Source organism: Pseudomonas sp. KBN12P06040 (genome assembly GCF_037574965.1).
GTDB lineage: Bacteria > Pseudomonadota > Gammaproteobacteria > Pseudomonadales > Pseudomonadaceae > Pseudomonas > Pseudomonas aeruginosa.
In genome coordinates this window covers 6,407,438-6,432,748 of the sequence record NZ_JBBELS010000001.1, presented here as the reverse complement: position 1 = coordinate 6,432,748, position 25,311 = coordinate 6,407,438, and the positions used below count along the sequence as shown (strand labels likewise).

The 25,311-nt window shown below is 66.6% G+C and carries 24 protein-coding genes; 9 read left to right on the top strand and 15 right to left on the bottom strand.

Going from position 1 to position 25,311, the window contains the following annotated elements:
* Nucleotides 1–30: 30 nt before the first annotated feature.
* Together VQ067_RS30230 and VQ067_RS30225 are read left to right on the top strand one after the other, a co-directional pair.
* Nucleotides 31–1,797, top strand: a complete 1,767-nt coding sequence (locus VQ067_RS30230; RefSeq protein ID WP_033989970.1) for a sensor histidine kinase — start codon at nucleotides 31–33, stop codon at nucleotides 1,795–1,797.
* The gene (locus VQ067_RS30225; protein WP_003099712.1) at nucleotides 1,794–3,137 is read left to right on the top strand and encodes a sigma-54-dependent transcriptional regulator; all 1,344 of its coding nucleotides are present in this window, start codon (nucleotides 1,794–1,796) and stop codon (nucleotides 3,135–3,137) included. The genes VQ067_RS30230 and VQ067_RS30225 overlap by 4 nt, the downstream gene beginning before the upstream one ends.
* 18 nt (nucleotides 3,138–3,155) lie before the next feature.
* Here VQ067_RS30225 and VQ067_RS30220 read toward each other — a convergent pair whose 3' ends face one another.
* The 12 genes from VQ067_RS30220 to zur all read right to left on the bottom strand — a co-directional run bounded on the left by VQ067_RS30220 (nucleotide 3,156) and on the right by zur (nucleotide 14,062).
* Nucleotides 3,156–4,505, bottom strand: a complete 1,350-nt coding sequence (locus VQ067_RS30220; RefSeq protein ID WP_003099715.1) for an APC family permease — start codon at nucleotides 4,503–4,505, stop codon at nucleotides 3,156–3,158.
* A 101-nt stretch (nucleotides 4,506–4,606) separates the two neighbouring features.
* A complete protein-coding gene (locus VQ067_RS30215; RefSeq protein ID WP_003136463.1) occupies nucleotides 4,607–5,275 on the bottom strand; it encodes an N-formylglutamate amidohydrolase in 669 nt (222 codons plus the stop codon).
* A 67-nt stretch (nucleotides 5,276–5,342) separates the two neighbouring features.
* Complete coding sequence (locus VQ067_RS30210) at nucleotides 5,343–6,674, bottom strand: glutamine synthetase family protein (RefSeq protein ID WP_003136461.1); 1,332 nt, start codon at nucleotides 6,672–6,674, stop codon at nucleotides 5,343–5,345.
* Nucleotides 6,671–7,324 (bottom strand): isochorismatase family cysteine hydrolase, encoded by a 654-nt coding sequence (locus VQ067_RS30205; protein ID WP_003097010.1) that lies wholly within the window; start codon nucleotides 7,322–7,324, stop codon nucleotides 6,671–6,673. Before VQ067_RS30205 ends, VQ067_RS30210 begins: the two co-directional genes overlap by 4 nt.
* Nucleotides 7,325–7,328: 4 nt before the next feature.
* Entirely contained in the window at nucleotides 7,329–8,186 is an 858-nt protein-coding gene (gene qapR, locus VQ067_RS30200) for a transcriptional repressor QapR (protein WP_003099726.1), read from the bottom strand.
* A 202-nt stretch (nucleotides 8,187–8,388) separates the two neighbouring features.
* Nucleotides 8,389–9,171, bottom strand: coding sequence for a MetQ/NlpA family ABC transporter substrate-binding protein (locus tag VQ067_RS30195; protein ID WP_003097007.1), 783 nt, complete (start codon nucleotides 9,169–9,171; stop codon nucleotides 8,389–8,391).
* A gap of 76 nt (nucleotides 9,172–9,247) precedes the next feature.
* Entirely contained in the window at nucleotides 9,248–9,925 is a 678-nt protein-coding gene (locus tag VQ067_RS30190) for a methionine ABC transporter permease (protein WP_003097004.1), read from the bottom strand.
* The gene (locus VQ067_RS30185) at nucleotides 9,925–10,932 is read right to left on the bottom strand and encodes a methionine ABC transporter ATP-binding protein (protein ID WP_003097002.1); all 1,008 of its coding nucleotides are present in this window, start codon (nucleotides 10,930–10,932) and stop codon (nucleotides 9,925–9,927) included. Before VQ067_RS30185 ends, VQ067_RS30190 begins: the two co-directional genes overlap by 1 nt.
* A gap of 206 nt (nucleotides 10,933–11,138) precedes the next feature.
* Entirely contained in the window at nucleotides 11,139–11,927 is a 789-nt protein-coding gene (locus VQ067_RS30180) for a PA5502 family lipoprotein (protein WP_003136459.1), read from the bottom strand.
* 41 nt (nucleotides 11,928–11,968) lie between these two features.
* The gene (znuB, locus tag VQ067_RS30175) at nucleotides 11,969–12,757 is read right to left on the bottom strand and encodes a zinc ABC transporter permease subunit ZnuB (protein ID WP_003096998.1); all 789 of its coding nucleotides are present in this window, start codon (nucleotides 12,755–12,757) and stop codon (nucleotides 11,969–11,971) included.
* A complete protein-coding gene (gene znuC, locus VQ067_RS30170; RefSeq protein ID WP_003099732.1) occupies nucleotides 12,750–13,559 on the bottom strand; it encodes a zinc ABC transporter ATP-binding protein ZnuC in 810 nt (269 codons plus the stop codon). The genes znuB and znuC overlap by 8 nt, the downstream gene beginning before the upstream one ends.
* On the bottom strand, nucleotides 13,559–14,062 hold the full coding sequence (gene zur / locus VQ067_RS30165; protein WP_003096992.1) for a zinc uptake transcriptional repressor Zur: 504 nt from the start codon (nucleotides 14,060–14,062) through the stop codon (nucleotides 13,559–13,561). Before zur ends, znuC begins: the two co-directional genes overlap by 1 nt.
* A gap of 69 nt (nucleotides 14,063–14,131) precedes the next feature.
* On the opposite strand from zur, the gene VQ067_RS30160 reads away from it, so the two are divergent.
* From VQ067_RS30160 to VQ067_RS30150, 3 genes are all read left to right on the top strand, one after another.
* Nucleotides 14,132–15,055, top strand: a complete 924-nt coding sequence (locus VQ067_RS30160) for a zinc ABC transporter substrate-binding protein (protein ID WP_003111666.1) — start codon at nucleotides 14,132–14,134, stop codon at nucleotides 15,053–15,055.
* A 109-nt stretch (nucleotides 15,056–15,164) separates the two neighbouring features.
* The gene (locus VQ067_RS30155) at nucleotides 15,165–17,369 is read left to right on the top strand and encodes an adenosylcobalamin-dependent ribonucleoside-diphosphate reductase (RefSeq protein ID WP_003136457.1); all 2,205 of its coding nucleotides are present in this window, start codon (nucleotides 15,165–15,167) and stop codon (nucleotides 17,367–17,369) included.
* Nucleotides 17,370–17,385: 16 nt separating this feature from the next.
* A complete protein-coding gene (locus VQ067_RS30150; protein WP_003096987.1) occupies nucleotides 17,386–18,075 on the top strand; it encodes a TSCPD domain-containing protein in 690 nt (229 codons plus the stop codon).
* Nucleotides 18,076–18,363: 288 nt separating this feature from the next.
* Here the strand turns inward: VQ067_RS30150 and VQ067_RS30145 are convergent, their stop codons facing one another.
* Nucleotides 18,364–19,314, bottom strand: a complete 951-nt coding sequence (locus VQ067_RS30145; RefSeq protein ID WP_003110565.1) for a homoserine kinase — start codon at nucleotides 19,312–19,314, stop codon at nucleotides 18,364–18,366.
* 33 nt (nucleotides 19,315–19,347) lie between these two features.
* Nucleotides 19,348–19,638 carry a DUF2782 domain-containing protein gene (locus VQ067_RS30140; RefSeq protein WP_003096984.1) on the bottom strand — a complete coding sequence of 97 codons (291 nt, stop codon included), beginning with the start codon at nucleotides 19,636–19,638 and terminating at the stop codon, nucleotides 19,348–19,350.
* 77 nt (nucleotides 19,639–19,715) lie between these two features.
* Here VQ067_RS30140 and polA point away from each other — a divergent pair, with 77 nt between their 5' ends.
* Nucleotides 19,716–22,457 (top strand): DNA polymerase I, encoded by a 2,742-nt coding sequence (polA, locus tag VQ067_RS30135; protein WP_033989968.1) that lies wholly within the window; start codon nucleotides 19,716–19,718, stop codon nucleotides 22,455–22,457.
* 263 nt (nucleotides 22,458–22,720) lie between these two features.
* Here polA and yihA read toward each other — a convergent pair whose 3' ends face one another.
* The gene (gene yihA, locus VQ067_RS30130) at nucleotides 22,721–23,368 is read right to left on the bottom strand and encodes a ribosome biogenesis GTP-binding protein YihA/YsxC (RefSeq protein WP_009316029.1); all 648 of its coding nucleotides are present in this window, start codon (nucleotides 23,366–23,368) and stop codon (nucleotides 22,721–22,723) included.
* Nucleotides 23,369–23,551: 183 nt separating this feature from the next.
* On the opposite strand from yihA, the gene VQ067_RS30125 reads away from it, so the two are divergent.
* From VQ067_RS30125 to dsbA, 3 genes are all read left to right on the top strand, one after another.
* On the top strand, nucleotides 23,552–23,845 hold the full coding sequence (locus VQ067_RS30125) for a c-type cytochrome (RefSeq protein WP_003096979.1): 294 nt from the start codon (nucleotides 23,552–23,554) through the stop codon (nucleotides 23,843–23,845).
* A 45-nt stretch (nucleotides 23,846–23,890) separates the two neighbouring features.
* Nucleotides 23,891–24,496, top strand: a complete 606-nt coding sequence (locus tag VQ067_RS30120; RefSeq protein ID WP_003102831.1) for a c-type cytochrome — start codon at nucleotides 23,891–23,893, stop codon at nucleotides 24,494–24,496.
* A gap of 167 nt (nucleotides 24,497–24,663) precedes the next feature.
* On the top strand, nucleotides 24,664–25,299 hold the full coding sequence (gene dsbA / locus VQ067_RS30115; protein WP_009316028.1) for a thiol:disulfide interchange protein DsbA: 636 nt from the start codon (nucleotides 24,664–24,666) through the stop codon (nucleotides 25,297–25,299).
* Nucleotides 25,300–25,311: the final 12 nt, after the last annotated feature.

The window sequence follows — 25,311 nt, the reverse complement described above, 5'->3', positions numbered from 1 at the left end:
GCCGCTTCCCGCCGCCGTTTCGATCCGCCGATGTCCTTGTCCCGTCCGCTGCGCCTGTTCCTGCTGTTGCTGCCGCTGCTCGGCGGCCTGCTGCTGTCCATGGACTGGGCGGGTCGCCAGGCGCGACAGCAGGCGCTACGCGCCGAGGGCGAACAGGTGCGCAAGCAGCTGGACCTCTACGCCGGCTCGCTGCAGACCCTGATCGAACGCTTCCGCAGCCTGCCGGCGGTACTGGCGCTGGATCCGGACCTGCGCGCGGCGCTGGCCGGGCCGATCGACGGCGAGTTGCAGCAGCGCCTCAACCTCAAGCTGGAAAGCATCAACCTGGCCGCCCGCTCCTCCACCCTGGAGCTGCTCGACCGTACCGGGCTGGCCGTGGCGGCGAGCAACTGGAACCTGCCGACCAGCTACGTGGGCCACAACTACGGTTTCCGTCCCTATTTCCGCCAGACCATCGCCCAAGGCTCCGGACGTTTCTATGCGGTCGGGGTGATCAGCGGGATGCCCGGTTATTTCCTGTCCCACGCGGTGCGCGCCGAGGACGGCAGCTTCCTGGGCGCAATCGTGGTCAAGCTGGAGTTTCCCGATCTGGAACGGCAGTGGAACCAGACCCCCGACCTGGTCCTGGCCAGCGACGCCAAGGGCATCGTGTTCCTCGCCAACCACGCCGGCTGGCGCTACCGCGAACTGGAACCGCTGGATACCGTGGACCGCTTCGAACTGGCGGAGACCCGGCAATACGATCGCCAGCCCCTGACACCCCTGCGCCACCAGACCTTGCGCAGCTACGGCGAAGACAGCCGTCTGGCGCGGGTGGAAAGCGCCGACGGCGAGAAGGACTACCTCTGGCAATCGCTGGACCTGCCCAACGACGGCTGGACCCTGCACTTGCTGCGCGACACCGCGAGCATCCAGGACGACGTCGCCACCGCGCGCCTGGCCGCCGCCGGCACCTGGCTGGCGCTGGTCTTCCTCGGCTTGTTCCTGCACCAGCGCTGGCGTATCGCCCGCCTGCGGCAACGTAGCCGGGAGGAGCTGGAGCGCCTGGTCGAGCAGCGCACCGCCGACCTGCGTACCGCGCAGGACGGCCTGGTGCAGGCGGCCAAGCTGGCCGCCCTGGGGCAGATGTCGGCGGCCCTGGCCCATGAGATCAACCAGCCGCTCACCGCCCAGCGCATGCAACTGGCCAGCCTGCGCCTGCTGCTCGACGCCGGACGCCACGACGAGGCGCGCCAGGCGTTGCCGCGCATCGACCAGATGCTCGAACGCATGGCCGCGCTCACCGGCCACCTGAAGACCTTCGCGCGCAAGAGCGCCGGCGGCCTGCGCGAGCGTATCGAGTTAGGTCACGTGGTCGAACAGGCGCAGCAGTTGTTGCTGCCGCGAATTCGCGCCGAACGGGTGGAGATCGAGCAGGCGCTGCTCTGGCCGGCCTGGGTGATGGGTGACGCGATCCGCCTGGAACAGGTGCTGGTCAACCTGCTGCGCAACGCCCTGGATGCCGTTGCCGGCCAGGAGCGGCCATGGATCCGCCTGGCCCTGCAACGGCTTGGCGGTGACTGGGTGCTGAGCGTCGCCGACAACGGCGGCGGGATTCCCGCCGAGCACCTGGGCAGCGTCTTCGATCCGTTCTTCACCACCAAGCCGGTGGGAGAGGGACTCGGCCTCGGCCTGGCGGTATCCTATGGGATCGTCCACGAACTCGGCGGCCGCCTGCAGGTCGCCAATGCCGAGGCGGGAGCGGTGTTTAGCCTGATCCTGCCGGCGGCCCCCGATGACACGAGCGTAACGACATGAGCGACCAGGTGATCTTCGTCGACGACGAAGCGACGATCCGCGAAGCGGTGCAGCAATGGCTGGAGCTGTCCGGCTTCGAGGTGCGCCTGTGCCTGCGCGCCGAGGAATGCCTGGGAGCATTGGACAAGTCCTTCGCCGGGGTGGTCATCAGCGATGTGCGCATGCCCGGCATGGACGGCCTGCAACTGCTCGCCAACCTGCAGGCGGTCGATCGCGACCTGCCGGTGATCATGGTCACCGGGCACGGCGACGTGCCGATGGCGGTGGAGGCCATGCGCCAGGGTGCCTACGACTTCATCGAGAAACCCTTCACGCCCGAGCGCCTGCTCGGCAGTTTGCGGCGTGCGCTGGAAAAGCGCCGCCTGGTGCTGGAGAACCGGCGCCTGAAGGAGCAGGCCAGTCTCAAGGACCAGGTCGATGCGCGTCTGCTCGGCGTGTCCAAGCCGATGGAAGCGTTGCGCCGGCAGGTTCTGGCCCTGGCGCCGACCCCGGTGAACGTCCTGATCCGTGGCGAGACCGGCAGCGGCAAGGAACTGGTTGCCCGCTGCCTGCACGACTTCGGGCCGCGCGCCGACAAGCCGTTCGTGGCGCTGAACTGCGCGGCGATTCCCGAGCAACTGTTCGAGAGCGAGCTGTTCGGTCATGAGAGCGGCGCCTTCACCGGCGCGCAGGGCAAGCGCATCGGCAAGCTCGAGCATGCCCATGGCGGCACCCTGTTCCTCGACGAGATCGAAAGCATGCCGTTGGCGCAGCAGGTCAAGCTGCTGCGCGTCCTGCAGGAGCAGCAACTGGAGCGGCTCGGCTCGAACCAGAGCATCCACGTCGACCTGCGGGTGATTGCCGCGACCAAGCCCGACCTGCTGGCCGAAGCACGTGCCGGACGCTTCCGCGAGGACCTGGTGTATCGCCTGAACGTCGCTGAGCTGCGCCTGCCGCCGATCCGCGAGCGTCGCGAGGACATCCCGCTGCTCTTCGAACATTTCGCCAGCGTTGCCAGCCAGCGCCTCGGCCGCGAGCCGCAGCCCGCCGCGCCGGCGGAACTGGCGCGGCTGATGGCCCACGACTGGCCTGGCAATGTACGCGAGCTGGCCAACGCCGCCGAGCGTCATGTCCTCGGCCTGGAGCGTGGGGACGCGGAGGAAGGCGGCGGCCTTACCTCGGGGCTGGCGGAACGCATGGAAGCCTTCGAGGCGGAGTGCCTGCGCCAGGCGCTCGGCCAGTGCCGCGGGGACATCAAGGCGGTGATGGAGTTGCTGCAACTGCCGCGCCGGACACTCAACGAAAAGATGCTGCGGCATGGCCTCAGCCGCAGCGATTTCGTCGGCGAAGAGCCGGCCTGAAGCAGCCCTCGCGAGGCGTCAGAGATCCTTGGCCAACTCCGTTGGCGCCTGGCGCCCGCCGCGTTGCAGCAACGCCAGGTAGACCAGCCCCACCGCGATCCAGGCCAGTCCGAGCAACTGTGCGTCGAGGCTCATGCTGTACAGCACGTAGGCGATGATCGCCAGGCCCACCAGCGGGAACAGTAGATGCCGCAACCACTGGCCGGAGCGCTGGCGGCGGTAGTAGTGGTTGATCACGCTCAGGTGCAGCAGGCAGAAGCCGGTGAGGGCACCGAAGTTCACCAGTGAGGTGAGCACGTCCGGTGCGTCGAGGAAGGCCCAGCCGATTCCCAGCGACAGCACCGCCACCAGGTACAGGCTGACGTGCGGCGTCTGGTAGCGCGGATGGACCCTGGCCAGCGCGCGCGGCAGCCTGCCGTCGCGGGCCATCGAGTAGAGCAGGCGCGAGACCGCTGCCTGCGAGGTGATCGACACGGTGACACCCCAGGCCAGCGCGGTGGCTACCGCGGTCAGCATCGACAGCCACTGGCCACCGGCCGCTTCGGCGATCTCGTAGAAGGCGGTGTCCGCCGACTTGAAGTTCATCCCGGCGGCGAGGTCGGTGGCCAGCCAGGTCTGCGCGATGAAGATGCCGCCCATGATGAACAGCGCGATCAGCGCGGCGCGGCCGATCTGTCGCGCGGGATCGCCCTTGACCTCCTCGGCGAGGGTGGAGATGGCGTCGAAGCCGAGGAACGACAGTACGGCGATCGAGGCGGCCTTCATCACCAGGCCGAGATCGAAGGCCTCCGGGCGATACAGCGGCTCGAGGGTCAGCCGGCCGTTGCCCAGGCCGCCTTCCAGCGCCTGGTAGCCGACCACCAGGAAGATCGCCAGGACCACCAGCTCTCCGATCAGGAACAACAGGTTGGCGCGGGCGGCGAAGGTGATGCCGCGCAGGTTGACCAGGGTCGCCGAGACCAGGAACAGCAGCATCCAGGCCAGCTTGGGGATCGCCGGGAACAAGTGGTTCAGCGCCAGCGCGCTGAACACGTAGAGCAGCGGCGGGATCAGCAGGTAGTCGAGCAGCAGCACCCAGCCGGCGATGAAGCCGACATGGGGGTGGATGCCGCGCTGGGCGTAGGAATACACCGAGCCGGCAATCGGAAAGGCCTTGGCCATGGCTCCGTAGCTGAGGGCGGTGAAGAGCATCGCCAGCATGCCCACCAGGTAGGCCATCGGCACCATGCCGTGGGCGTCGGCATGGACCCAGCCGTAGACCCCGAACGGGGCGATGGGGATCATGAAGATCATCCCGTAGATGATCAGGTCGCTCAGGGACAGGCTGCGGCGCAGCTGTTGCCGGTATCCGAACTGTTCGATGGCCATGACGGGCTCCTCGGGAAAAGGCAGCGTATTGTCGTTATCGGCGCCGCACGCGAAGCGGGCCTCTTTCTCGTTATTGGCGACCGGCGGCGCCGGTCATCGCATCAGAGCCAGGGATACAGACGCTCGGCCCAGGCGCTCACCGCATCCGGCGTGCGCAATCCATCGTTGCGGATCTCCAGCAGCACCGCTTCCAGACCGCGTGCGTCGCCATGCACCGGAACGGTAGTGTCTTCCGCCGGGTCGATCGCATAGGGCTGGTTGCCGGCGACTTCCAGGCCGTGCCGGCGCAAACCGTCGAGGATGCGCCCGGCGTAGGCGCCGGCGTTGCGATAAAGCACCCCGGCAACCAGCGGGCGGGGTCTGCCGTGGTACACCGGGGTAAAACTGTGCACGCCGACCACGCGGGTCGGCACGCCGGCGGCCTGGCGCTCGTCGAGCAGTTGCGTCAGGCGCTGGTGGAACGGATGGAACAGGCAATCCTGGCGATAGCGGCGCACCGTCTCGGACAGCTCGCGGTTGCCGGGAACCGGGTAGATCTCGCTGTGCGGCGGAATGCTGTCGGGTGCCTCCAGCGGTCGGTTCAGGTCGATCAGCAGGCGCGAGTAGCCGGCCGCCAGCAATGGCGCGTCGAGCCGCCGGGAAAGCTCTTCGGCCAGCGCCAGGGCGCCGATATCCCAGGCGATGTGTTCTTCCGCCGCGGCCTGGTCCAGGCCGAGGCGCTGCAACTCCAGCGGGATGTGCCGGCTGGCGTGCTCGCAGACCAGGACCACCGGGCTGCGCCCTTCGGGGTTGAGCAGGCGGTAGGGTGGCAGCTGGTAGATGCCGAGTTCGGGGTTGTCAGTAAAGCTCGGCATAGTGGCGGCACAGGTCGTCGTCGGAAAGGCCCGCCGTCAGTGCCAGTTCGTGGCGCTTCATGGCGAGGTAAGTGTCCAGCAGCGGCTTTGGCAGCTCGGCGCAGAGCGTCTCGTCGCGCTGCAGGCAGTCGAGCGCATCGCCGAGGGTCGCCGGCAGGGTCTGGATGCCGCGGGCCTGGCGCTCTTCGTCGCTGAGGCCGTGCGGATCGACATCGGCCAGGGCGCGCAGCGGCAGGCGTCGTTCGATGCCCAGGCGGCCGGCGATCAGCACCGCGGCCATCGCCAGGTGCGGACAGGCGGTGGCGTCCATCGGCCGGAATTCCAGGTTGTACTGCTTGCCCAGCGGCTTGCCGCCGACGCTCACCACCGGGCAGATGCGCAGCGCCGCTTCGCGGTTGCGCAGTCCCAGGCAGGCGTAGGCGGCGCTCCAGTGGTGGGGTTTCAGGCGCAGGTAGGAGGCGGCGGTAGGCGCGGTCAGCGCGCACAGCGCCGGCAGGTGCGCGAGCACGCCGGCGGCCCAGTGCTCGCCGAGTTCGGAGAGATCGTTGGGTCGACCGGGCTCGTACAGCAGCGGGCTGCCGTCGGCATGTTGCAGGCTCAGGTGCAGGTGCACCCCGTTGGTCACCGCGCCGGGTGCCGGCAGCGGTGCGAAGCAGGTACGCAGGCCCATCTGCCGCGCCACTTCGCGAGTGACCTCGCGGACGTTCACCGCGCGGTCGGCGGCGGCCACGCCCTGCGCCGGGCGGCAGGTGACCTCGTACTGGCGCTGGCCGTATTCGGGGAGGAACATCTCCGGCTCGGTGCCGGCCTGGGCCAGGGCGCTGACCAGCCAGCCGGGGAACTGCCCGGCGGCACGCTGGGCCTGCAGCGAAAACGCCGCGGCCGGACGCTCGCCGGGCAGGCCGAGCAGGCTGAATTCGTGTTCGAACGCCGCGATGACCTGCAGGCCGCTGTCGCGATAGCGCTCCACCTCGGCCAGCAGCAGGCCGCGCGGGCAGGCCGGCCACGGCGTGCCGTCGGTTTCCACCAGGTTGCCGTGCAGGTAGTCGAGCGCCGGCGCAGCGGCGTCGGGACCCTGCTCGACGCGCACCCGGCTGTTCGGGTCGGGCAGCAGGCGCAGGTCGCCGTGGCTGCCCCAGGGGCTGCTCTCGTCGATCAGGTCCTGCGGGGTCAGCGAACTGTTCGCCGGTACCCAGCCGCAACCGCTGGCCAGTTGCTCTTCCAGGGTCGCCAGGGGCAGCGAGCGCCCGCGGGTGATGCCGGCCAGGTCGGTGGTGACGAAGCTGACCAGGCGTACCGGCTGCAGGCGGTTCACAGGTTGCTCCGGCCGAGGGCGGCGATGCGTTGCAGGACGGTCTCGGTGTCGCTGATCCAGCAGTAGCCCTTGATCGCTTCCAGGCAGGCCTGGTGGCGTTCCGGGGTATGGGTGGCACAGGCATCCTCGACCAGGGTGACCAGGTAGCCGCGGTCGGCGGCATCGCGCACGGCCATGTCCACGCACTGGTCGGTGACCACCCCGCAGACGATCAGGTGGCGGGTGCCGAGGTTGCGCAGTACGTAGTCGATGGCGGTGGAGTTGAAAACGCCGGAAGAGGTCTTCGGCAGCACGATCTCGTTGGCGGTCGGCTCCAGGGCGTCGATCACCCTGGCGTCCGGGCTGCCCTTGGGCAGGTGCATCTCCGACAGCTTGTGATCCAGCGAGCGGTCGCGGCCATCGGCGGTGAGGCTCTCGATGACGGTGTGCAGGACGTTCTCGTCCACTGCGCGCATGGCCCCGAGCAGGCGCTGCTGGTTGGGGATCACCTGGTTCTGCACGCGCTCGTAGAAGTAGCCGGCCGCCTGCGGATCGACGTGCGGGTCGCGCCCCGGCTCGACCCAGGCACGCTGCATGTCGACGAACAGGATGGCGGTCTGCCGGCGGCCGAATGGCAGGTCGCGCGGCGAGTGGTGGGGCAGGCTGAACATCGGGTCATTCCTCCAGAATATGACTGCTGAACGCGTTGCGGAGCTGGTCGATGCCCTCCAGGCGTTCGTCGAGCGGCGCGCCCATGCGCGCCACCAGGGTCGCTACCAGTGCCTCGACCTGGGCCATGGCCGGCACCAGCGAGTCGAAGGGCGAGGCGGATTCCACTGGCGAACTGACGATCAGGTCGGCGTGTTCGCGCAGCGGCGAGGCGTAGATGTCGGTGAACAGCACCAGCCGTGTGCCGCGTGCCTTGGCGGCCTGGGCCACGTGCTGGGCCTGGCTCTGGTAGCGGCGATAGTCGAACAGGACCAGCAGGTCCTGGCGGCCGAGGTCGTAGAGCTGGTCGGGGAGCAGGGCGCCGTCGTCGAGTAATCGGCATTGCGGGCGCAGCAGGCGCAGATGGGTGACCAGGTAGCCGGCGAGGAAACGGCTGAAGCGTCCGCCGTGGCAGTGCACGCGCAGGCGGCTGTCGAGCAGCCAGTCGGCGAGGCGCTGGATGTCATCGGGGCGGGTCAGGCCGAGGGTCTGTTGCAGGCTCTGGCCAGCCTGGTCGAGGTAGCGCGCCCAGGTGTCGTCGCGGCCCATCCGCTCGCGGCGTTCGGCGAGCAGGGTGCGCGGCGAGCGCAGGCGGTCGTCGACGTCGGCCAGCAGCGCTTCCTGGAAGTCGCCGTAGCCGGCGAAGCCGAGCTTTTTCACCAGGCGCATGATCGTCGGGTCGCTGACTCCGGCGTGCCGGGCCAGGCGCGTCATCGGGCCGAGGCCGAGGCGCGGGTAGTCATCGAGCAGGGCACGCACCACCTTGCGCTCCGCGGGCGTCAGTTCGGCGGGCGGGGAGGCCAGGCGTTGTTTTAGTTCTTGCATGGGGCATCCTCGAAGGTGGGTCGATTGTGTAGTGAATTTTTCAGATTGTTCAATATGTGACGGAATGTTTTTTTCACTACATTCCCCGAAAACGACCGAATGACCGCTGTCGTGGCACGGCAGGCAGACGTGCGGCCGGGCCGGAAACGAAAAAGCCCGGTCGAAGACCGGGCTTTTTCCAGGGGCGGTTACGCAGCGTGGCTCAGAACGCCGGCACCACCGCGCCTTTGTATTTCTCCTGGATGAACTGCTTGACCTCGGCGCTGTGCAGGGCCTTGGCCAGCTTCTGCATGGCGTCGCTGTCCTTGTTGTCCGGCCGCGCGACGAGGATGTTCACGTAGGGCGAGTCGCTGCCTTCGATGGCCAGCGCATCCTTGGTCGGGTTCAGCTTGGCTTCCAGGGCGTAGTTGGTATTGATCAGCGCCATGTCGACCTGGGTCAGCACGCGCGGCAGGGTCGCGGCTTCCAGTTCGCGGATCTTGATGTTCTTCGGATTGTCGACGATGTCCTTCGGCGTGGCGGTGATGCTCTTGTTGTCCTTGAGCTTGATCACCCCAGCCTTGTCCAGCAGGAGCAGGGCGCGGCCGCCGTTGGTGGCGTCGTTGGGGATCACCACGGTAGCGCCGGAAGGCAGTTCGTCGAGCTTCTTGTACTTGCTCGAGTAGGCGCCCAGCGGCTCGATGTGTACGCCGGTCACGGCGACCAGGTCGGTGCCCTTGGCCTTGTTGAACTCATCGAGGTACGGCTGGTGCTGGAAGAAGTTGGCGTCCAGGCGCTTTTCCGAGACCTGCACGTTCGGCTGCACGTAGTCGGTGAACTCCTTGATCTTCAGGTCCACGCCTTCCTTGGCCAGCAGCGGCTTGACCACGTTGAGGATCTCCGCGTGCGGCACCGGGGTGGCCGCGACGGTGAGGGACTCGGCGGCCTGGGCGGCGGTGAGGCCGAGCGCCGCGACAGCGGAGAAAGCAGCAAGCAGTTTTTTCATCTTCAACTCCTTTCGAGGTGTTCCTGGCGGCTGTGGATAACCGCGGCGCTCAGGGTTTTGGGCTTGGCCGGCAAGCTTACTTGCGCGAGAAGTGCACCACCAGCTTGTCGCCCACGGTTTGCAGAATCTGGACGAGGATCAGCAGCATCACCACGGTGACCACCATCACGTCGGTCTGGAAGCGCTGATAGCCGAAGCGGATCGCCAGGTCGCCCAGCCCGCCGGCGCCGACCACTCCGGCCATCGCGGTGTACGAGACCAGGGTGATGGCGGTGACGGTGATGGCGGCGATGATGCCCGGCCGGGCTTCCGGCAGCAGGGCGTTCCAGATGATCTGCCGGGTGCTGGCGCCCATCGCCTGGGTTGCCTCGATGATGCCCTTGTCGACCTCGCGCAGCGCGGTTTCCACCAGGCGCGCGAAGAACGGCGTGGCGCCCACCACCAGCGGCGGGATGGCCCCGGCGACGCCCAGCGAGGTACCGGTTATCAGTACGGTCAGCGGGATCATCACGATCAGCAGGATGATGAACGGCAACGAACGGAGGATGTTCACCACTAGCGAGAGCAGGGTGTAGACCGCCTTCTGCTCGAACATCTGCCGTGGCCCGGTAAGGAACAGCAGGACGCCGAGGGGCAGGCCGAGGACCACCGTGAATAGCAGCGAACCGCCGAGCATCCAGAAGGTGTCGACGCTGGCCAGCCAGATTTCGTACCAGTCGATGTTGGCGAAGCTCATGGTTTCGAAGAAGTCCATCAGCGCAGTACCTCCACATGTACGTCAGCGGCGTTCAACTGGCTCATGGCGGCTTCCAGGTCACCGCCGACCAGGGCCAGGGTCAGCTGGCCGTAGGGCGTGTCCTTGATGCGGTCGATGCGTCCGGAAAGGATGCTGTAGTCGACCCCGGTCTGCCGCGCCACGGTGCCCAGCAGCGGCGCATAGGTGGCTTCGCCGCGGAAGGTCAGGCGCAGGATGAGACCCGGCACGTGGGCGAAATCGTCGTGGCGCTCGTCCTCGTCGACCCGTTCGGCCTCGAACACGAAGCGGCGGGTGGTCGGGTGCTGCGGATGGAGGAAGACATCGGCGACATCGCCCTGCTCGACGATGGCGCCGCCGTCCATGACCGCGACCTGGTCGCAGACACGACGGATCACGTCCATCTCGTGGGTGATGAGGACGATGGTCAGCTTCAGCTCGCGATTGATTTCCGCCAGCAGTTGCAGGACCGAGGCGGTGGTCTGCGGATCGAGGGCGCTGGTGGCCTCGTCGCAGAGCAGGATGCTCGGCCGGCAGGCCAGGGCGCGAGCGATGCCGACGCGCTGTTTCTGTCCGCCGGAGAGCTGGGCCGGATACTTGCGCGCGTGGTCGGACAGGCCGACCCGCGCGAGCAGCTCGGAGACCCGCGCATCGACTTCGGCACGGCTGAAGCCGCCGGCCAGGCGCAGGGGCATGGCGATGTTGTCGGCGACGGTCTTCGAGGACAGCAGGTTGAAGTGCTGGAAGATCATCCCGACGCGCTGGCGGAAACGGCGCAGGCCTTCGGCGTCGAGGGCGGTGACGTCTTCGCCCTCGACCAGGATGCGGCCGCCGCTGGGCTCCTCGAGGCGGTTGATCAGGCGCAGCAGGGTGCTCTTGCCGGCACCGGAATGGCCGATCAGGCCGAAAATCTGCCCGGCCTGGATGTTCAGGCGGGTCGGTTGCAAGGCGGGGATTTCCCGACCGGCAACTCGATAGGTCTTGTGGACGTCGTGGAATTCGATCACTGGGCGAACCTTGTGGGTGCGGCGATGCTGTTACGGCTGGAGCACGGGCTTGGCGGGAAGCATGGGCGGTCAGCTAAACCGAGCATTTTACCTTGCTTTCTTATGCATTATTAATATTTATTGGTGATGAAAAAACATTGAAATGGAATAAGCGTCTGGCTCGCTCCCGACAAGCGCTTTCTGCTGCGGCCGGGGCTGGACCGGCCTCAATTCCGGGGGGTAAGTATCAATCGGGTCGGCTTGTCGGCCTGTACGACATGGCTGAGATGCAGGTCGAAATCGGGTGAGAGCTTCTTCACCCGCGCCAGGAGCTGGTCGGAAACCAGCGGATAGTCGCTGTCCCGGCGCACTTCGATATGCACCCTGCAACGGTAGGCGACGACATCCGCGGCCACCGCGTCGAGCACCGCACCGAGGCCGCCCTGGCCGGTGCCGTCGAGCATCGGCAGGGGCACGGCGCTGCTGGCCGCTTGCGGATCGATCAGGTGGGGAGCGCCGGGCAGCGGCTTCAGTTGGCCGTCGGGCGGCGTCTGGATGATCTGCTGCATCTGCTGCTGGGCCGCCTGCTGCATGCGTCGGGCCTGCTCGGCACGGGCGGGATCGACCTTGGCGCGGTTGATCGCACCGTCCAGCCCGGCGGTCAGCGCCGGCGCCTTGGGCATCAGTCCGCGGGCATGGCCGAGGGCACTGGTGGCGGTGTTGAGGTCTCCTTGGCGCAGCGCGGTTTCCCCGCGCTGCATGTAGGCCTCGGCCAACTGGCGGCGGAATGCTTCGACGCGCTCGTCGCCGGCGGCGGCGCTGCGCAGGGCCAGCCATTGTTGCTCGGCCTGTTCGAGCTTGCCGGCGGCCAGGGTTTCCTGCAGTTCGGCATAGGGATCGGCGGGCTGCGCCTGGGGCGCGACCACCGGCGTCGGTTGCGACGACGCATTGCCCTGGCAGGCGCTGACCAGCAGCGCCGCCGCCAGGATGGACAGCAGGCGAAAGAAGGACGACATCATTCCTGCGGGTTCTCGTTTGGTCAAAAAATCGCCAGATTCTACACCGTGCGGCGGGGCAGGACAAAACTCAGCAGGAACAGGCCGGCGGCGCTGACCACGATCGAGGGGCCGGCGGGGGTATCCTTGAACCAGGACAGGGCCAGGCCGGCGCACACCGCGACCAGTCCCAGCAGGCTGGCACCGACCGCCATCTGCTCGGGACTGCGGGCATGGCGCTGGGCGGCGGCGGCGGGAATGATCAGCAGCGAGGTGATCAGCAGTACGCCGACGATCTTCATCGCCACGGCGATGACGATGGCGATCAGCAACATCAGCGCCAGGCGGATCGCTCCGACCGGCAGGCCTTCCACCTTCGCCAGTTCCTCGTGCACGGTGATCGCCAGCAGCGGCCGCCAGAGGAAGCAGATCAGTGCCAGGACCAGCGCGCTGCCGGCGATTATCCACAGCAGGTCGCTGGCGCTCACCGCCAGCAGATCGCCGAACAGGTAAGCCATCAGGTCGACCCGCACTTCCTTCATGAAGCTCAGGGTGACCAGGCCCAGCGACAGGGTGCTGTGGGCGAGGATGCCCAGCAGGGTGTCGGCGGCCAGCGGCTGGCGCTGCTGCAGGGTCACCAGCAGCACTGCGAGCAGCACGCAGCCGACGGTCACTGCCAGGGTCGGGCTGACATCGAGGAGGAAACCCAGGGCTACCCCGAGCAGTGCGGCGTGGGACAGGGTATCGCCGAAATAGGCCATCCGTCGCCAGACCACGAAGGAGCCCAGGGGGCCGGCCACCAGGGCCAGGGCGAGGCCGGCGAGGAGGGCGTTGAGCAGGAAGTCAGCCATGGTTGCAGTCGGGGCCGTGCTTGTGGACAGGAGTGAAGCGGGTGCCTGGAGGCAAGGCGCCGGGTCCGGCCTTGACCACCTCGCCGTGGAGGTCGTGGGCGTGATCGTGGTGGTGGTGGTAGATCGCCAGGCTGCGAGCGTCCTGGCCGAACAGCTCGACGAAGGCCGGGTCGCCGCTGACCTGCTCGGGGTGCCCGGAGCAGCAGACATGGCGGTTCAGGCAGACCACCTGGTCGGTGGCGCTCATCACCAGGTGCAGGTCGTGGGAGACCATCAGCACACCGCAGCCGTAGCGGTCGCGCAGTTTGCCGATGAGGCGGTAGAGTTCGGCCTGGCCGGCGACGTCGACGCCCTGCACCGGCTCGTCGAGCACCAGCAGCTCGGGCTTGCGCAGCAGGGCGCGGGCCAGCAGCACGCGTTGCAGTTCGCCACCGGAAATGCTTTGCAGCGGGCGCTCCAGCACGTGCGCCGCGCCGACCTCGCGCAACGCCGCCAGCGCCTGCTCGCGCCTGACCCCGGGTACCAGGCGGAGGAAGCGCAGTACGCTGAGCGGCAGGGTGGCGTCGACGTGGAGTTTCTGCGGCATGTAGCCGATGGTCAGCCGCGGCCGTCGCCAGACCTCGCCGACGTGCGGCTTGAGCAGGCCGAGCACGCTGCGTACCAGGGTGGTCTTGCCGGCGCCGTTGGGGCCGATCAGGGTGACGATCTGGCCGGGCTCGATGGCCAGGTCGACATCGCTCAGCACCGCCTGGCCGTTGAAGGACACGCCGACCTGGGTCAGCCGCACCAGCGCGTTGTCCATCAGGCGTCCTTCTGGTCCCGGCAGGTGCCGCAGAGGCCGACCACCTCGACGGTCTGGCTTTCCACGGCGAAGCCGACGCTGTTCGCTCCGGCGACGATGGCCCGGCTGATATCCGGCTGTTCCAGCTCGATCGCGGTGTGGCAGGTGCGGCAGATGAGGAACTGGCCCTGGTGGCTGTGCTCCGGGTTGTTGCAGCCGACGAATGCGTTGAGCGAGGCGATGCGGTGCACCAGGCCGTTCTCCTGGAGGAAGTCCAGCGCGCGGTAGACGGTCGGCGGCGCGGCGCGGCGGCCGTCGGTTTCGCTGAGCACCGCGAGGATATCGTAGGCCCCCAGCGGCTTGTGGCTCTGCCAGACCAGTTCCAGCACGCGCCGCCGTAGTTCGGTCAGGCGCACGCCCTGGCGCGCGCACAGCGCATCGGCCTCGGCCAGCGCGGTGCTGACGCACTGGCTGTGGTCATGGGGCTGGCAGGCCAGCGGGGTCTTGGGCGCAATCTTGTACATGGGCTGCGACGCTCGAGGGTAGAGACGTTATTATATTACCCGCTAACCACCTTTCATGTGAGTGCCGCCGTGACCCTGCGTCCCTTTGCCCTGCTGTCCGCCTGCTTCGCCCTGTTCCTGCTGGCTTCGCCGGCGCTCGCCGAGGTCAGCGTGCTGACCAGCATCAAACCGCTGCAACTGGTCGCCGCGGCCATCCAGGACGGCGTCGGCCAGCCGGACGTACTGCTGCCGCCGGGCGCCTCGCCACACCAGTACGCCCTGCGTCCTTCCGACGTACGGCGGCTGCGCGAGGTGCAATTGTTCTACTGGATCGGCCCGGACCTGGAGAACTTCCTGCCCAAGGTGCTCGCCGGCCGCCAGGGCACCAGCGTCGCGGTGCAGGACCTGCCGGGCATGCACCTGCGCAAGTTCGTCAATTTCGAGGAAGAGGAGCATGCCGGGCACGACGAGCACGACCATGACCATCGTCCCGGCATGCTCGACGCCCACCTCTGGCTGTTGCCGGCCAACGCCCGCACCATCGCCGCGCGGATGGCCGAGGACCTGGCCCAGGTCGACCCGGCCAACGCCGGGCGCTACCGGGCCAACCTGAAGGCCTTCGAGGAGCGCCTCGGCGGGCTCGACGGGAAACTCCGCGAACGCCTGGGCAAGCTTGCCGGCAAGCCTTTCTTCGTCTTCCACGAAGCCTTCGACTATTTCGAGGAAGCCTATGGGCTGCGCCATACCGGCGTGTTCGCGGTATCCGCGGAGGTCCAGCCGGGAGCACGCCATGTCGCCGCCATGCGCGCCCAGCTGAAGGCCGCCGGTCCGGCCTGCATCTTCAGCGAGCCGCCGCTTCGACCGCGGCTGGCCGACACCCTCAGCGAAGGCCTGCCGGTGCGCCTGGCCGAACTGGACGACCTGGGCGTGAACGTGAGCGTGGACGCCAACGGCTATGAGAATCTTCTGAACAACCTGGCAGGCGAATTTGCCGGCTGTCTGGAAAAGCTCTGAAAACCCGTGACTGATGGCCGCGCCCTCTTGCGCGCGGCGTCCCGATGACTAAGGTTGTCTGTTGCTGCCTGACACAAGATATTGATTCCCGTCAGGTACGGATAACTAGATGTTGCGTACGGTGGCCGGCTTCGGACGCCCCAACAACCATCGGGAGGTTAATCAGCGGATGGCCAAGACAGACGCACGCAGTCCCCGCACCGAACGCGGGACCATCGCCCTGCAGGACGCGTCGCAGGATATCTGGGACAAGAAGTACCGGCTCAAGAGCAAGGACGGTACGCCGGTGGATGCCAGCGTCGACGGTACCTGGCAACGCGTCGCCCGCGCCCTTGCCGATGTCGAGGACAAGGCCTCCCGCGAACACTGGTACGGGCGCTTCCTCTGGGCCCTGCGCAACGGCGCCATCCCGGCCGGCCGGATCATTTCCAATGCCGGCGCCCTGGGGCACAAGCCGGCCACCTCGACCATCAACTGCACGGTGTCCGGGACCATCCAGGACTCCATGGACCACATCCTCGAGAAAGTCCACGAGGCCGGCCTGACGCTCAAGGCCGGCTGCGGCATCGGCTATGAGTTCAGCACCCTGCGCCCGCGCGGCGCCTACGTTTCCGGTGCCGGAGCCTACACCAGCGGGCCGCTGTCGTTCATGGACATCTACGACAAGATGTGCTTCACCGTCAGCTCCGCCGGCGGCCGCCGCGGCGCGCAGATGGGCACCTTCGATGTCAGCCACCCGGACGTCCGCGAATTCATCCGCGCCAAGCGCGAGGACGGGCGCTTGCGCCAGTTCAACCTGAGCCTGCTGATCACCGACCAGTTCATGCAGGCGGTGGAACAGGACGCCGACTGGCCGCTGGTATTCCCGGTGCACGTGAAGGAGCGCGACGAGATCGACCTCGACGACCCCAACGCGGTGGTCTGGCGCGAATGGCCGATCCAGGACGACTACGTCCAGCGCGCCGACGGGCTGGTCGCCTGCAAGGTCTACGGCCAGGTCCGCGCCCGTCACCTGTGGGACATGATCATGGTCTCCACCTACGACTATGCGGAGCCGGGCTTCATCCTCATCGACCGGGTCAACGAACTGAACAACAACTGGTGGTGCGAGGCGATCCGCGCCACCAACCCCTGCGGCGAGCAACCGCTGCCGCCGTATGGCTCGTGCCTGCTCGGCTCGGTGAATCTCACCTGCTTCGTCGAGCAGCCATTTGGCGACGAGGCGCGCTTCGACTGGGACCGTTTCCGCGAAGTGGTGCGGGTGTTTACCCGGATGCTCGACAACGTGGTGGAAATCAACGGCCTGCCGCTGGAACAGCAACGCCAGGAAATCCTTGGCAAGCGCCGGCATGGCATGGGCTTCCTCGGCTTGGGCTCGACCCTGACCTTGCTCAAGCTGCGCTACGGCAGTCCCGAGGCCTGCGTATTCACCGAGGAAGTGGCGCGGGAAATGGCCCTGGTGGGCTGGGAAGTGGCCCTGGAGCTGGCCAGGGAGAAGGGCCCGGCGCCGATCCTGGCGCAGGACTACGAAGTCACCGCGGAAATGCTTCGCAAGCGTCCGGAAATGGCCGCCGATGGCTATAAGGCCGGCGACCGCATCCGCGGCAGCGTGCTTCACGCCAAGTATTCCCGCTACATGCAGCGGGTCGCTGAACATGCTCCGGAACTGATCGAGGCGTTGGCTGAAACCGGCGCGCGCTTCACCCACCACAGCTCCATCGCGCCGACCGGTACCATCAGCCTGAGCCTGGCGAACAACGCCTCCAACGGCATCGAGCCGAGCTTCGCCCACCATTATTCGCGCAACCTGATCCGCGAAGGCCGCAAGACCAAGGAAAAGGTCGAGGTCTACAGCTACGAGCTGCTGGCCTACCGGACCCTGGTCAACGCCCAGGCCCTGCCGGACAGCGACGACCCGGCGCGACGCCTGCCGGACTACTTCATCACCGCCGACAGCGTCACCCCGGCGCAGCACGTGGACATCCAGGCGGCGGCGCAGAAGTGGGTCGATTCGTCGATCTCCAAGACCGCCAACGTGCCCACCGACTACCCGTTCGAGGACTTCAAGGACATCTACCGCTACGCCTGGCACCAGGGACTCAAGGGCTGCACCACCTTCCGCTTCAATCCCGAGGCGTTCCAGGGCGTGCTGGTCAAGGAGTCCGACCTGGAGAAGACCCGCTACCGCTTCGAACTGGAGGACGGCAGCGTGGTGGAGTTCAAGGGCAACGAGCAGGTCGAGTACGACGGTGAGATCCATACCGCCGCCAACCTCTTCGACGCCTTGAAAGAAGGCTATTACGGCAAGTACTGAGGCCGGGGGAATCGATATGTCAGCAGTCAAGATCACGCAGAAGATCAAGGGCTTCAAGGTCGTCAACGAAGCCGAGGAGCAGGCCCTTGCCGCCGCCGCGGAAGCCGCGTCGGTGGTGCAGATGGACGAGACCCTGGAGCGCCCGGATACCCTGATCGGCGCCACCTACAAGATCAAGTCGCCGCTGTTCGAGCACGCGCTCTACGTGACCATCAACGACATGGTCCTCAACGCGGGCACGGCGCACGAGCAGCGGCGTCCCTTCGAGATCTTCATCAACTCGAAGAACATGGATCATTTCCAGTGGATCGTCGCACTTACCCGCATCATGTCCGCGGTTTTCCGCAAGGGCGGCGACTGTACCTTCCTTGTCGAGGAACTCAAGGCGGTATTCGACCCGCGCGGGGGCTACCTGAAGAAAGGCGGCATCTACATGCCTTCCATCGTCGCCGAGATCGGCGGCGTGCTGGAGCGCCACCTGACGGCCATCGGCCTGTTGCGTGGCCCTGAACTGGACGAGGAACAGCGTCTTTTCCTCGCGGAAAAACGCGCCGCCTACGAGGCCGCCCAGGGCACCAGCAAGGTCGAGCCGGGCGAAGGCTTCCCCGCCGGCGCGCAACTGTGCGGCAAGTGCAACAGCATGGCGGTGGTACAGATGGACGGCTGCGCCACCTGCCTCAACTGCGGACACTCGAAATGTGGGTGAGCACTTGAAAAACGCATGCGTTTTTCAATGCGAACGACCGGCCAGGATGGCCGGGCTGGGGGGGGGCTGAACGACGAAGCCTCGACAGGATGTCAGCTCGGCCTTACCCAAGACGCCGAACCGCATGCGTTTTTCAATGCGAACGACCGGCCAGGATGGCCGGGCCGGGGGTGGGCTGAACGACGAGGCCTCGACAGGATGTCGGCTCGGCCTCACTCCGAGACGCCGAACCGCATGGTTTTTGAAGGGCGAACGGCCGCAGGACGGCCGTGCTCCTGTGGTTCCTGCCTACAACGCAAACGGCAAATGAATCTCCACGTTCTGCCGTTGCGCCAGGCGCATCTCGAACTCCGCCGGATCATGGATCAGCACGTCCTGTCCGGCGAACGCCTCGGCGGCGATCAGTCGCGACAGCCAGAAGCGCACGCAGGCGACCCGCAGCATGCTCGGCCAGTGCTCGGCTTCCAGCGCGGTGAACGGCCGGCGGTTGGCGTAGGCGGCGAGCAGGGCGCGGGCGCGGGCCGGGTCCAGGCTGCCGTCGGCATTGGAGCACCAGTCGTTCAGGGTGATCGCCAGGTCGTAGAGCATCCAGCCGGAGCAGGCGTTGTAGAAGTCGATCAGGCCGGCCAGGTGCGGGCCGTCGAACAGCACGTTGTCGCGGAACAGGTCGGCATGCAGGTTGGCGCGCGGCAGCGCAGGGCGCTCGGCATCCAGCGCGGCGATCTCCGCCAGGGCCGGGGCGAGCAGGGCGCGGGCCTGTTCCGGTAGCCGCGGGGCGAGGTTGGCACCTTGTTCCAGCATCCAGGGCAGGCCACGGTCGCTGGGGCGTTCGAGGATGCGCCCGCGGGTGGCGGCGTGAAGGTGGCCGAGCAGATCGCCCACTTCCTGGCAGTGGTGGGCGTTCGGCTGCCGCTCGTGGCGGCCGGCCAGGCGCGGTTGCAGCAGCGCCGGCTTGCCTTCGAGACGGCGCAGGGCCTCGCCGTCGCGGGTGCGCAGGGCGTAGGGTACCGGCAGGCCGTCCTCGTGGAGCACGTCGAGCAGTTCGATGAAGAACGGCAGGTCCTGCACCGGCCCGCGCTCGACCAGGGTCAGGACGAACTCGCCGTGTTCCAGGCTGACGAAGAAGTTGCTGTTCTCGGAGCCTTCGGCGATGCCACGGAAATCCCGCAGGCGGCCCAGGTCGTAGGGGGCGAGGAAGGCTTCCAGGGTCGAGCGTTCGAGTGGGGTGAACACCGACATGTCAGCGCGGCCTCGCCAGGTTGGAAATGCACATCACCAGCTGAAGATCTCCCATTGTGGAATCAGCTTGTCCGGCTGGTCGGAGCGAATGAAGTTGCCATCGCTGCCGTCGGCGCGGACCAGGAAATAGGGTTTGCCATGCTTGGGAACCACCTTGATGGCGTAGAGGAAGCCATTCACGCGGTATTCCTGGATGGTCTTGTCGCCCTCCTGGCGGATGGTTACGTCGGGCTCGCCGGAGGGCGCGTCGTCGTCCGCCGCCATCGCGACGAGCGGGGCGAACGCCAGCAGTCCGGCGAGCATCAAGCGGTTCAGCGTACGCATGGTAACCTTGCTCCTTTATCGAATCGTCCAGGGTTCATTCTACACGCCCTGGTCTCCGGAAAAGGTTGATTCCCCTCATGAGCCAAGCGCCCCTCGTCCTGGTGGACGGTTCCTCGTACCTGTACCGCGCCTTCCATGCCCTGCCGCCGCTGACCACTTCGACCGGTAAGCCCACCGGTGCGGTGAAGGGCGTGCTGAACATGCTCCTGAGCCTGCGCAAGCAGTACCCGGACAGCCCGTTCGCGGTGGTCTTCGACGCCAAGGGCCCGACCTTCCGCGACGAGCTGTTCGCCGAGTACAAGGCCAATCGGCCGTCGATGCCCGACGACCTGCGGGTCCAGGTCGAGCCGCTGCATGCCAGCGTCCGCGCCCTCGGCCTGCCGCTGCTGTGCGTGGAGGGGGTCGAGGCCGACGACGTGATCGGCACCCTGGCGCGCAGCAGCGCCGCGGCTGACCGCCCGGTGGTGATTTCCACCGGCGACAAGGACATGGCGCAACTGGTCGACGGGCACATTACGCTGGTCAACACCATGACCGGTAGCCGCCTCGACGTGGATGGCGTGAAAGAGAAATTCGGCGTCGGTCCTGAGCTGATCATCGATTTCCTCGCCCTGATGGGCGACAAGGTCGACAACATCCCCGGCGTTCCCGGCGTCGGCGAGAAAACCGCGCTGGGCCTGCTGACCGGCGTCGGTGGCGGCCTGGAGGTGCTCTACGCCAGCCTGGACAAGGTGCCCGAGCTACCGATCCGCGGCGCCAAGGGTTTGCCGGCGAAGCTCGAGGAAAATCGCGAGCAGGCGTTCCTGTCCTATCAGTTGGCGACCATCAAGACCGACGTCGAACTGGACGTGGAGATCGACAAGCTGTATCCCGGCGAGCCGCAGCGCGAAGCACTGATCGCCCTGTACCGCGAGCTGGAGTTCAAGAACTGGCTGGACGACCTCCTGCGCGAGGCCAAGGAGGCCGGCGAGAACGGCGAGGCGGAAACGCCTATCCAGGCCGAGGTCGACTACGACGTGGTGCTCGACCAGGCCGGGTTCGACGCCTGGCTGAAGAAGCTGGAGGAGGCCGAGCTGATCGCCTTCGATACCGAGACCACCAGCATCGACGCCCAGCAGGCGCAGTTGGTGGGGGTGTCCTTCGCCGTGAAGGAGGGCGAGGCCGCCTACGTGCCGCTGGCCCACAGCTACATGGGCGTTCCCGAGCAACTGGACCGTGACGCGGTGCTGCGTGCGTTGAAACCGCTGCTGGAGGATCCGAAGAGGCTCAAGGTCGGCCAGCATGCCAAGTACGACATCAATGTCCTGGCCAATGCCAGTACCCCCATCGCGCTGCGGGGCGTAGCCTACGACACCATGCTCGAGTCCTATGTGCTGGACTCCACCGCCACTCGCCACGACATGGACAGCCTGGCCCTGAAGTACCTCGGCCACAGCACCATCCGTTTCGAGGACATCGCCGGCAAGGGCGCCAAGCAACTGACCTTCGACCAGATCGCCATCGAACAGGCCGGGCCCTATGCGGCGGAGGACGCCGACGTGACCCTGCGCCTGCACCAGGCCCTGTGGCAGAAGCTGGAGGCGATCCCGTCCCTGGCCAGGGTCCTGACCGATATCGAGATGCCGCTGGTACCGGTGCTGGCGCGGATCGAGCGCAACGGCGCGCTGGTCGACGCCAACCTGCTGGGCATCCAGAGCCGCGAACTGGGCGAGAAGATGGTCGCCCTGGAGCGCCAGGCATACGACCTGGCGGGGCAGGAATTCAACCTCGGCTCGCCCAAGCAGCTCGGCGCGATCCTCTACGACAAGCTCGGCCTGCCGGTGCTGAGCAAGACCGCGACCGGCCAGCCGTCCACCGCCGAGGCGGTGCTCGCCGAACTGGCCGAGCAGGACTTCGAGCTGCCCAAGGTGATCATGCAGTACCGCTCCATGAGCAAGCTCAAGAGCACCTACACCGACCGCCTGCCCGAGCAGATCAACCCGCGCACCGGGCGCATCCATACCTCATACCACCAGGCGGTGGCGGCTACCGGGCGGCTGTCGTCGAGCGACCCGAACCTGCAGAACATCCCGATCCGCACCGCGGAGGGCCGGCGCATCCGCCAGGCGTTCGTCGCGCCGCAGGGCTACAAGCTATTGGCCGCGGACTACTCGCAGATCGAGCTGCGGATCATGGCCCACCTGGCCAAGGACGACGGCCTGCTGGATGCCTTCCGCCACGACCTGGACGTACACCGCGCCACCGCGGCGGAAGTCTTCGGCGTGCCGCTGGAAGACGTCAGCGGCGACCAGCGACGCAGCGCCAAGGCGATCAACTTCGGATTGATCTACGGCATGAGCGCCTTCGGCCTGGCCAAGCAGATCGGCGTCGAGCGCAAGGAGGCCCAGGCCTACATCGACCGTTACTTCGCCCGCTACCCCGGCGTCCTGGCGTACATGGAACGGACCCGCGCCCAGGCCGCGGAGCAGGGCTTCGTCGAAACCCTGTTCGGCCGTCGCCTGTACCTGCCGGAGATCCATTCGAAGAACGGTGCCATGCGCAAGGCCGCCGAGCGCACCGCGATCAACGCGCCGATGCAGGGCACCGCGGCGGACATCATGAAGCGCGCCATGGTCGCTGTGGATAACTGGCTACTGGAAAGCGGCCTCGATGCCCGGGTGATCCTCCAGGTGCACGACGAACTGGTGCTGGAAGTGCGCGAGGACCTGGTCGAGCAGGTGCGCGAGGGAATCCGCCCGTTGATGAGCGGCGCGGCGACCCTGGACGTACCGCTGGTGGTCGAGGCGGGTGTCGGTTCGAACTGGGACGAAGCCCACTGATGAACGGTTGCGAGGCCCGTGTGGCGGGCCTTGCGAGCAGGTCCGGAGTGCCCGCGGAGGGTGCCGTGGAAAAGTTTTTCGCGGCGCGCTGAACTTTCCCGTTTTGCCGACAGTCATAACACACGAATGGCTTCTTGAGCCCTTCGATGCTCCTTTGCAGTGTTTAGTGTTGGCAGATTCCTGGACCCCGCCCTAGCGGTCCGGACTTGAACCCCGAACTTCCCCCTCCCCATACGAAGCTCGGGGTTTTTTTTGCCTGGAATTCAGGCTTCCCCGAACGCCTCTTGTTCCTCGTCCAGCAGGCCCAGCCATTGCGCCAGGACCATTTGCGCCTCGTCGACGCCCTGGCGCTTGGGCGCGGAGAACAGTTGCAGGGTGGCGACGTCGCCCCAGCCTTGCTGGACTTCCCGGCGTACCTTGAGCAGGGCGTTCTTGGCCGCGCCGAAGGCCAGCTTGTCGGCCTTGGTCATCAGTACATGGATCGGCAGCTGGCTGGCCTGTGCCCAATCCAGCATCAGTCGGTCGAAGTCGGTGAGCGGATGGCGGATGTCCATCATCAGGAACACCCCGGCCAGGCTTGCGCGGCTGCTCAGGTAGGCTTCCAGGTGGCGCTGCCAGTGCTGCTTCAGGGGGATCGGCACCTTCGCGTAGCCGTAGCCGGGCAGGTCCACCAGGCGCCGCGAGTCGTCCAGGGCGAAGAAATTGAGCAGTTGGGTACGTCCCGGGGTTTTCGAGGTGCGCGCCAGGTTGGCGTGGGTGAGGGTGTTCAGCGCGCTCGACTTGCCGGCATTGGAGCGCCCGGCGAAAGCGACTTCCAGGCCCTCGTCGGGGGGGCACTGGTCGACCTGGGCGGCACTGATGAGAAAGCTGGCCTTCTGGCACAGGCCGACGATGGGGTTCTTCTCTGACATGGGTTATCCACAGGGGTGCGACTCGGTGTCGCGGGGGGCTGTTTCGTTTCCGTTTCGGTATCGGAAGTATATAATGCCGCGGATTTTGTGTGCGCTTTATCCCCCAGGGTCGAGCGCGCGCGGGAACGGACAGAGCATTTTCCGCGCGGTAGAACGCGGGCGTTCCCCCTGATGAGGACGATCATGAAGAAACTGCTGCTCGCAGCGACAGTCGTTGCGGTGGCCGTTACGGCGCAGGCGGCGCAGGACCCGGAAGCAGTGTTCAACCGGACCTGTGGCGCGTGTCACGACGGCCAGCTGCCGATGGCGCCGAAAAAGGGCGACCATGCCGCCTGGGAGCCGCGGCTGGCCAAGGGCATGCCGACCCTGGTCCAGCATGTGACCAACGGATTCAACGCCATGCCGCCCCGCGGCCTGTGCACCGACTGCAGTGCCGAAGACTACCAGGCAACCATCCAGTGGATGGTGAAGAAGTAGCCGAAGCCCACTATCTTTCACCCTTAGCCGTAATTGGATTAGCTGATGAACAAACTTCTCGTGAGTCTGCTGTTGACCCTGGGTCTGACCGGCCTTGCCCATGCCGCTGGCGATGCCGCCGCGGGCCAGGCGAAAGCCGCGGTATGCGGCGCCTGTCACGGTGCGGATGGCAACAGCCCGGCGCCGAACTTCCCGAAACTGGCCGGCCAGGGCGAGCGTTACCTGCTCAAGCAGATGCATGACATCAAGGACGGCAAGCGTACCGTGCTGGAAATGACCGGCCTGCTGACCAACCTCAGCGACCAGGACCTGGCCGACATCGCCGCCTACTTCGCCAGCCAGAAGATGAGCGTCGGCATGGCCGATCCGAACCTGGTGGCCCAGGGCGAAGCGCTGTTCCGCGGCGGCAAGATCGCCGAAGGCATGCCGGCCTGCACCGGTTGCCATTCCCCGAGCGGCGTCGGCATCGCAACCGCCGGTTTCCCGCACCTGGGCGGCCAGCACGCGACCTACGTGGCCAAGCAGCTGACCGACTTCCGCGAAGGCACCCGCACCAACGACGGCGACACCAAGATCATGCAGTCCATCGCCGCCAAGCTGTCGAACAAGGACATCGCCGCGATTTCCAGCTACATCCAGGGTCTGCACTGATCGCTGCGTAGCACGGCAAAAAAGATGTATGAAAAAGGGTGGCCTCGGCTGCCCTTTTTTGCGTCCGCCATCGCTACAATGCTGGAACCCGTGACCGCTCCCCCCGGTCGAACTGACCGGGCCGAACCCGGCCGGAGAGCGGCACTGACCTCGCCTAGGAGTGAACGATGCGTAACCTGATTCTCACCGTCATGCTGGCCATGGCCAGCCTGTTCGGCATGGCCGCCCAGGCCGACGACTATACCGCCGGCAAGGAATACGTCGAGCTGAGCAGCCCGGTGCCGGTGTCCCAGCCGGGCAAGATCGAAGTGGTGGAACTGTTCTGGTATGGCTGCCCGCATTGCTACGCGTTCGAGCCGACCATCGTGCCGTGGAGCGAGAAGCTGCCGGCAGATGTCCATTTCGTGCGCCTGCCTGCCCTGTTCGGCGGTATCTGGAACGTCCATGGGCAGATGTTCCTGACCCTGGAAAGCATGGGTGTCGAGCATGACGTACACAACGCCGTGTTCGAGGCGATCCACAAGGAGCACAAGAAGCTCGCCACTCCGGAGGAAATGGCCGATTTCCTCGCCGGCAAGGGCGTGGACAAGGAAAAATTCCTGAGCACCTATAATTCCTTTGCCATCAAGGGCCAGATGGAAAAGGCCAAGAAGCTGGCGATGGCCTACCAGGTCACCGGCGTACCGACCATGGTGGTCAATGGCAAATACCGCTTCGACATCGGCTCCGCCGGTGGTCCGGAGGAAACCCTCAAGCTGGCCGACTACCTGATCGAGAAAGAGCGCGCAGCGGCCAAGAAGTAGGCAAGGTGATTC

Excerpts from the sequence above, each read along its gene's own strand:
- VQ067_RS30230 (WP_033989970.1), top strand. The coding sequence starts at position 31 with ATGTCCTTGTCCCGTCCGCTGCGCCTGTTCCTGCTGTTGCTGCCGCTG.
- VQ067_RS30225 (WP_003099712.1), top strand. The coding sequence starts at position 1,794 with ATGAGCGACCAGGTGATCTTCGTCGACGACGAAGCGACGATCCGCGAA.
- VQ067_RS30220 (WP_003099715.1), bottom strand. The coding sequence starts at position 4,505 with ATGGCCATCGAACAGTTCGGATACCGGCAACAGCTGCGCCGCAGCCTG.
- VQ067_RS30205 (WP_003097010.1), bottom strand. The coding sequence starts at position 7,324 with ATGTTCAGCCTGCCCCACCACTCGCCGCGCGACCTGCCATTCGGCCGC.
- qapR (WP_003099726.1), bottom strand. The coding sequence starts at position 8,186 with ATGCAAGAACTAAAACAACGCCTGGCCTCCCCGCCCGCCGAACTGACG.
- VQ067_RS30195 (WP_003097007.1), bottom strand. The coding sequence starts at position 9,171 with ATGAAAAAACTGCTTGCTGCTTTCTCCGCTGTCGCGGCGCTCGGCCTC.
- VQ067_RS30190 (WP_003097004.1), bottom strand. The coding sequence starts at position 9,925 with ATGGACTTCTTCGAAACCATGAGCTTCGCCAACATCGACTGGTACGAA.
- VQ067_RS30180 (WP_003136459.1), bottom strand. The coding sequence starts at position 11,927 with ATGTCGTCCTTCTTTCGCCTGCTGTCCATCCTGGCGGCGGCGCTGCTG.
- znuB (WP_003096998.1), bottom strand. The coding sequence starts at position 12,757 with ATGGCTGACTTCCTGCTCAACGCCCTCCTCGCCGGCCTCGCCCTGGCC.
- znuC (WP_003099732.1), bottom strand. The coding sequence starts at position 13,559 with ATGGACAACGCGCTGGTGCGGCTGACCCAGGTCGGCGTGTCCTTCAAC.
- zur (WP_003096992.1), bottom strand. The coding sequence starts at position 14,062 with ATGTACAAGATTGCGCCCAAGACCCCGCTGGCCTGCCAGCCCCATGAC.
- VQ067_RS30155 (WP_003136457.1), top strand. The coding sequence starts at position 15,165 with ATGTTGCGTACGGTGGCCGGCTTCGGACGCCCCAACAACCATCGGGAG.
- VQ067_RS30150 (WP_003096987.1), top strand. The coding sequence starts at position 17,386 with ATGTCAGCAGTCAAGATCACGCAGAAGATCAAGGGCTTCAAGGTCGTC.
- VQ067_RS30145 (WP_003110565.1), bottom strand. The coding sequence starts at position 19,314 with ATGTCGGTGTTCACCCCACTCGAACGCTCGACCCTGGAAGCCTTCCTC.
- VQ067_RS30140 (WP_003096984.1), bottom strand. The coding sequence starts at position 19,638 with ATGCGTACGCTGAACCGCTTGATGCTCGCCGGACTGCTGGCGTTCGCC.
- polA (WP_033989968.1), top strand. The coding sequence starts at position 19,716 with ATGAGCCAAGCGCCCCTCGTCCTGGTGGACGGTTCCTCGTACCTGTAC.
- yihA (WP_009316029.1), bottom strand. The coding sequence starts at position 23,368 with ATGTCAGAGAAGAACCCCATCGTCGGCCTGTGCCAGAAGGCCAGCTTT.
- VQ067_RS30125 (WP_003096979.1), top strand. The coding sequence starts at position 23,552 with ATGAAGAAACTGCTGCTCGCAGCGACAGTCGTTGCGGTGGCCGTTACG.
- VQ067_RS30120 (WP_003102831.1), top strand. The coding sequence starts at position 23,891 with ATGAACAAACTTCTCGTGAGTCTGCTGTTGACCCTGGGTCTGACCGGC.
- dsbA (WP_009316028.1), top strand. The coding sequence starts at position 24,664 with ATGCGTAACCTGATTCTCACCGTCATGCTGGCCATGGCCAGCCTGTTC.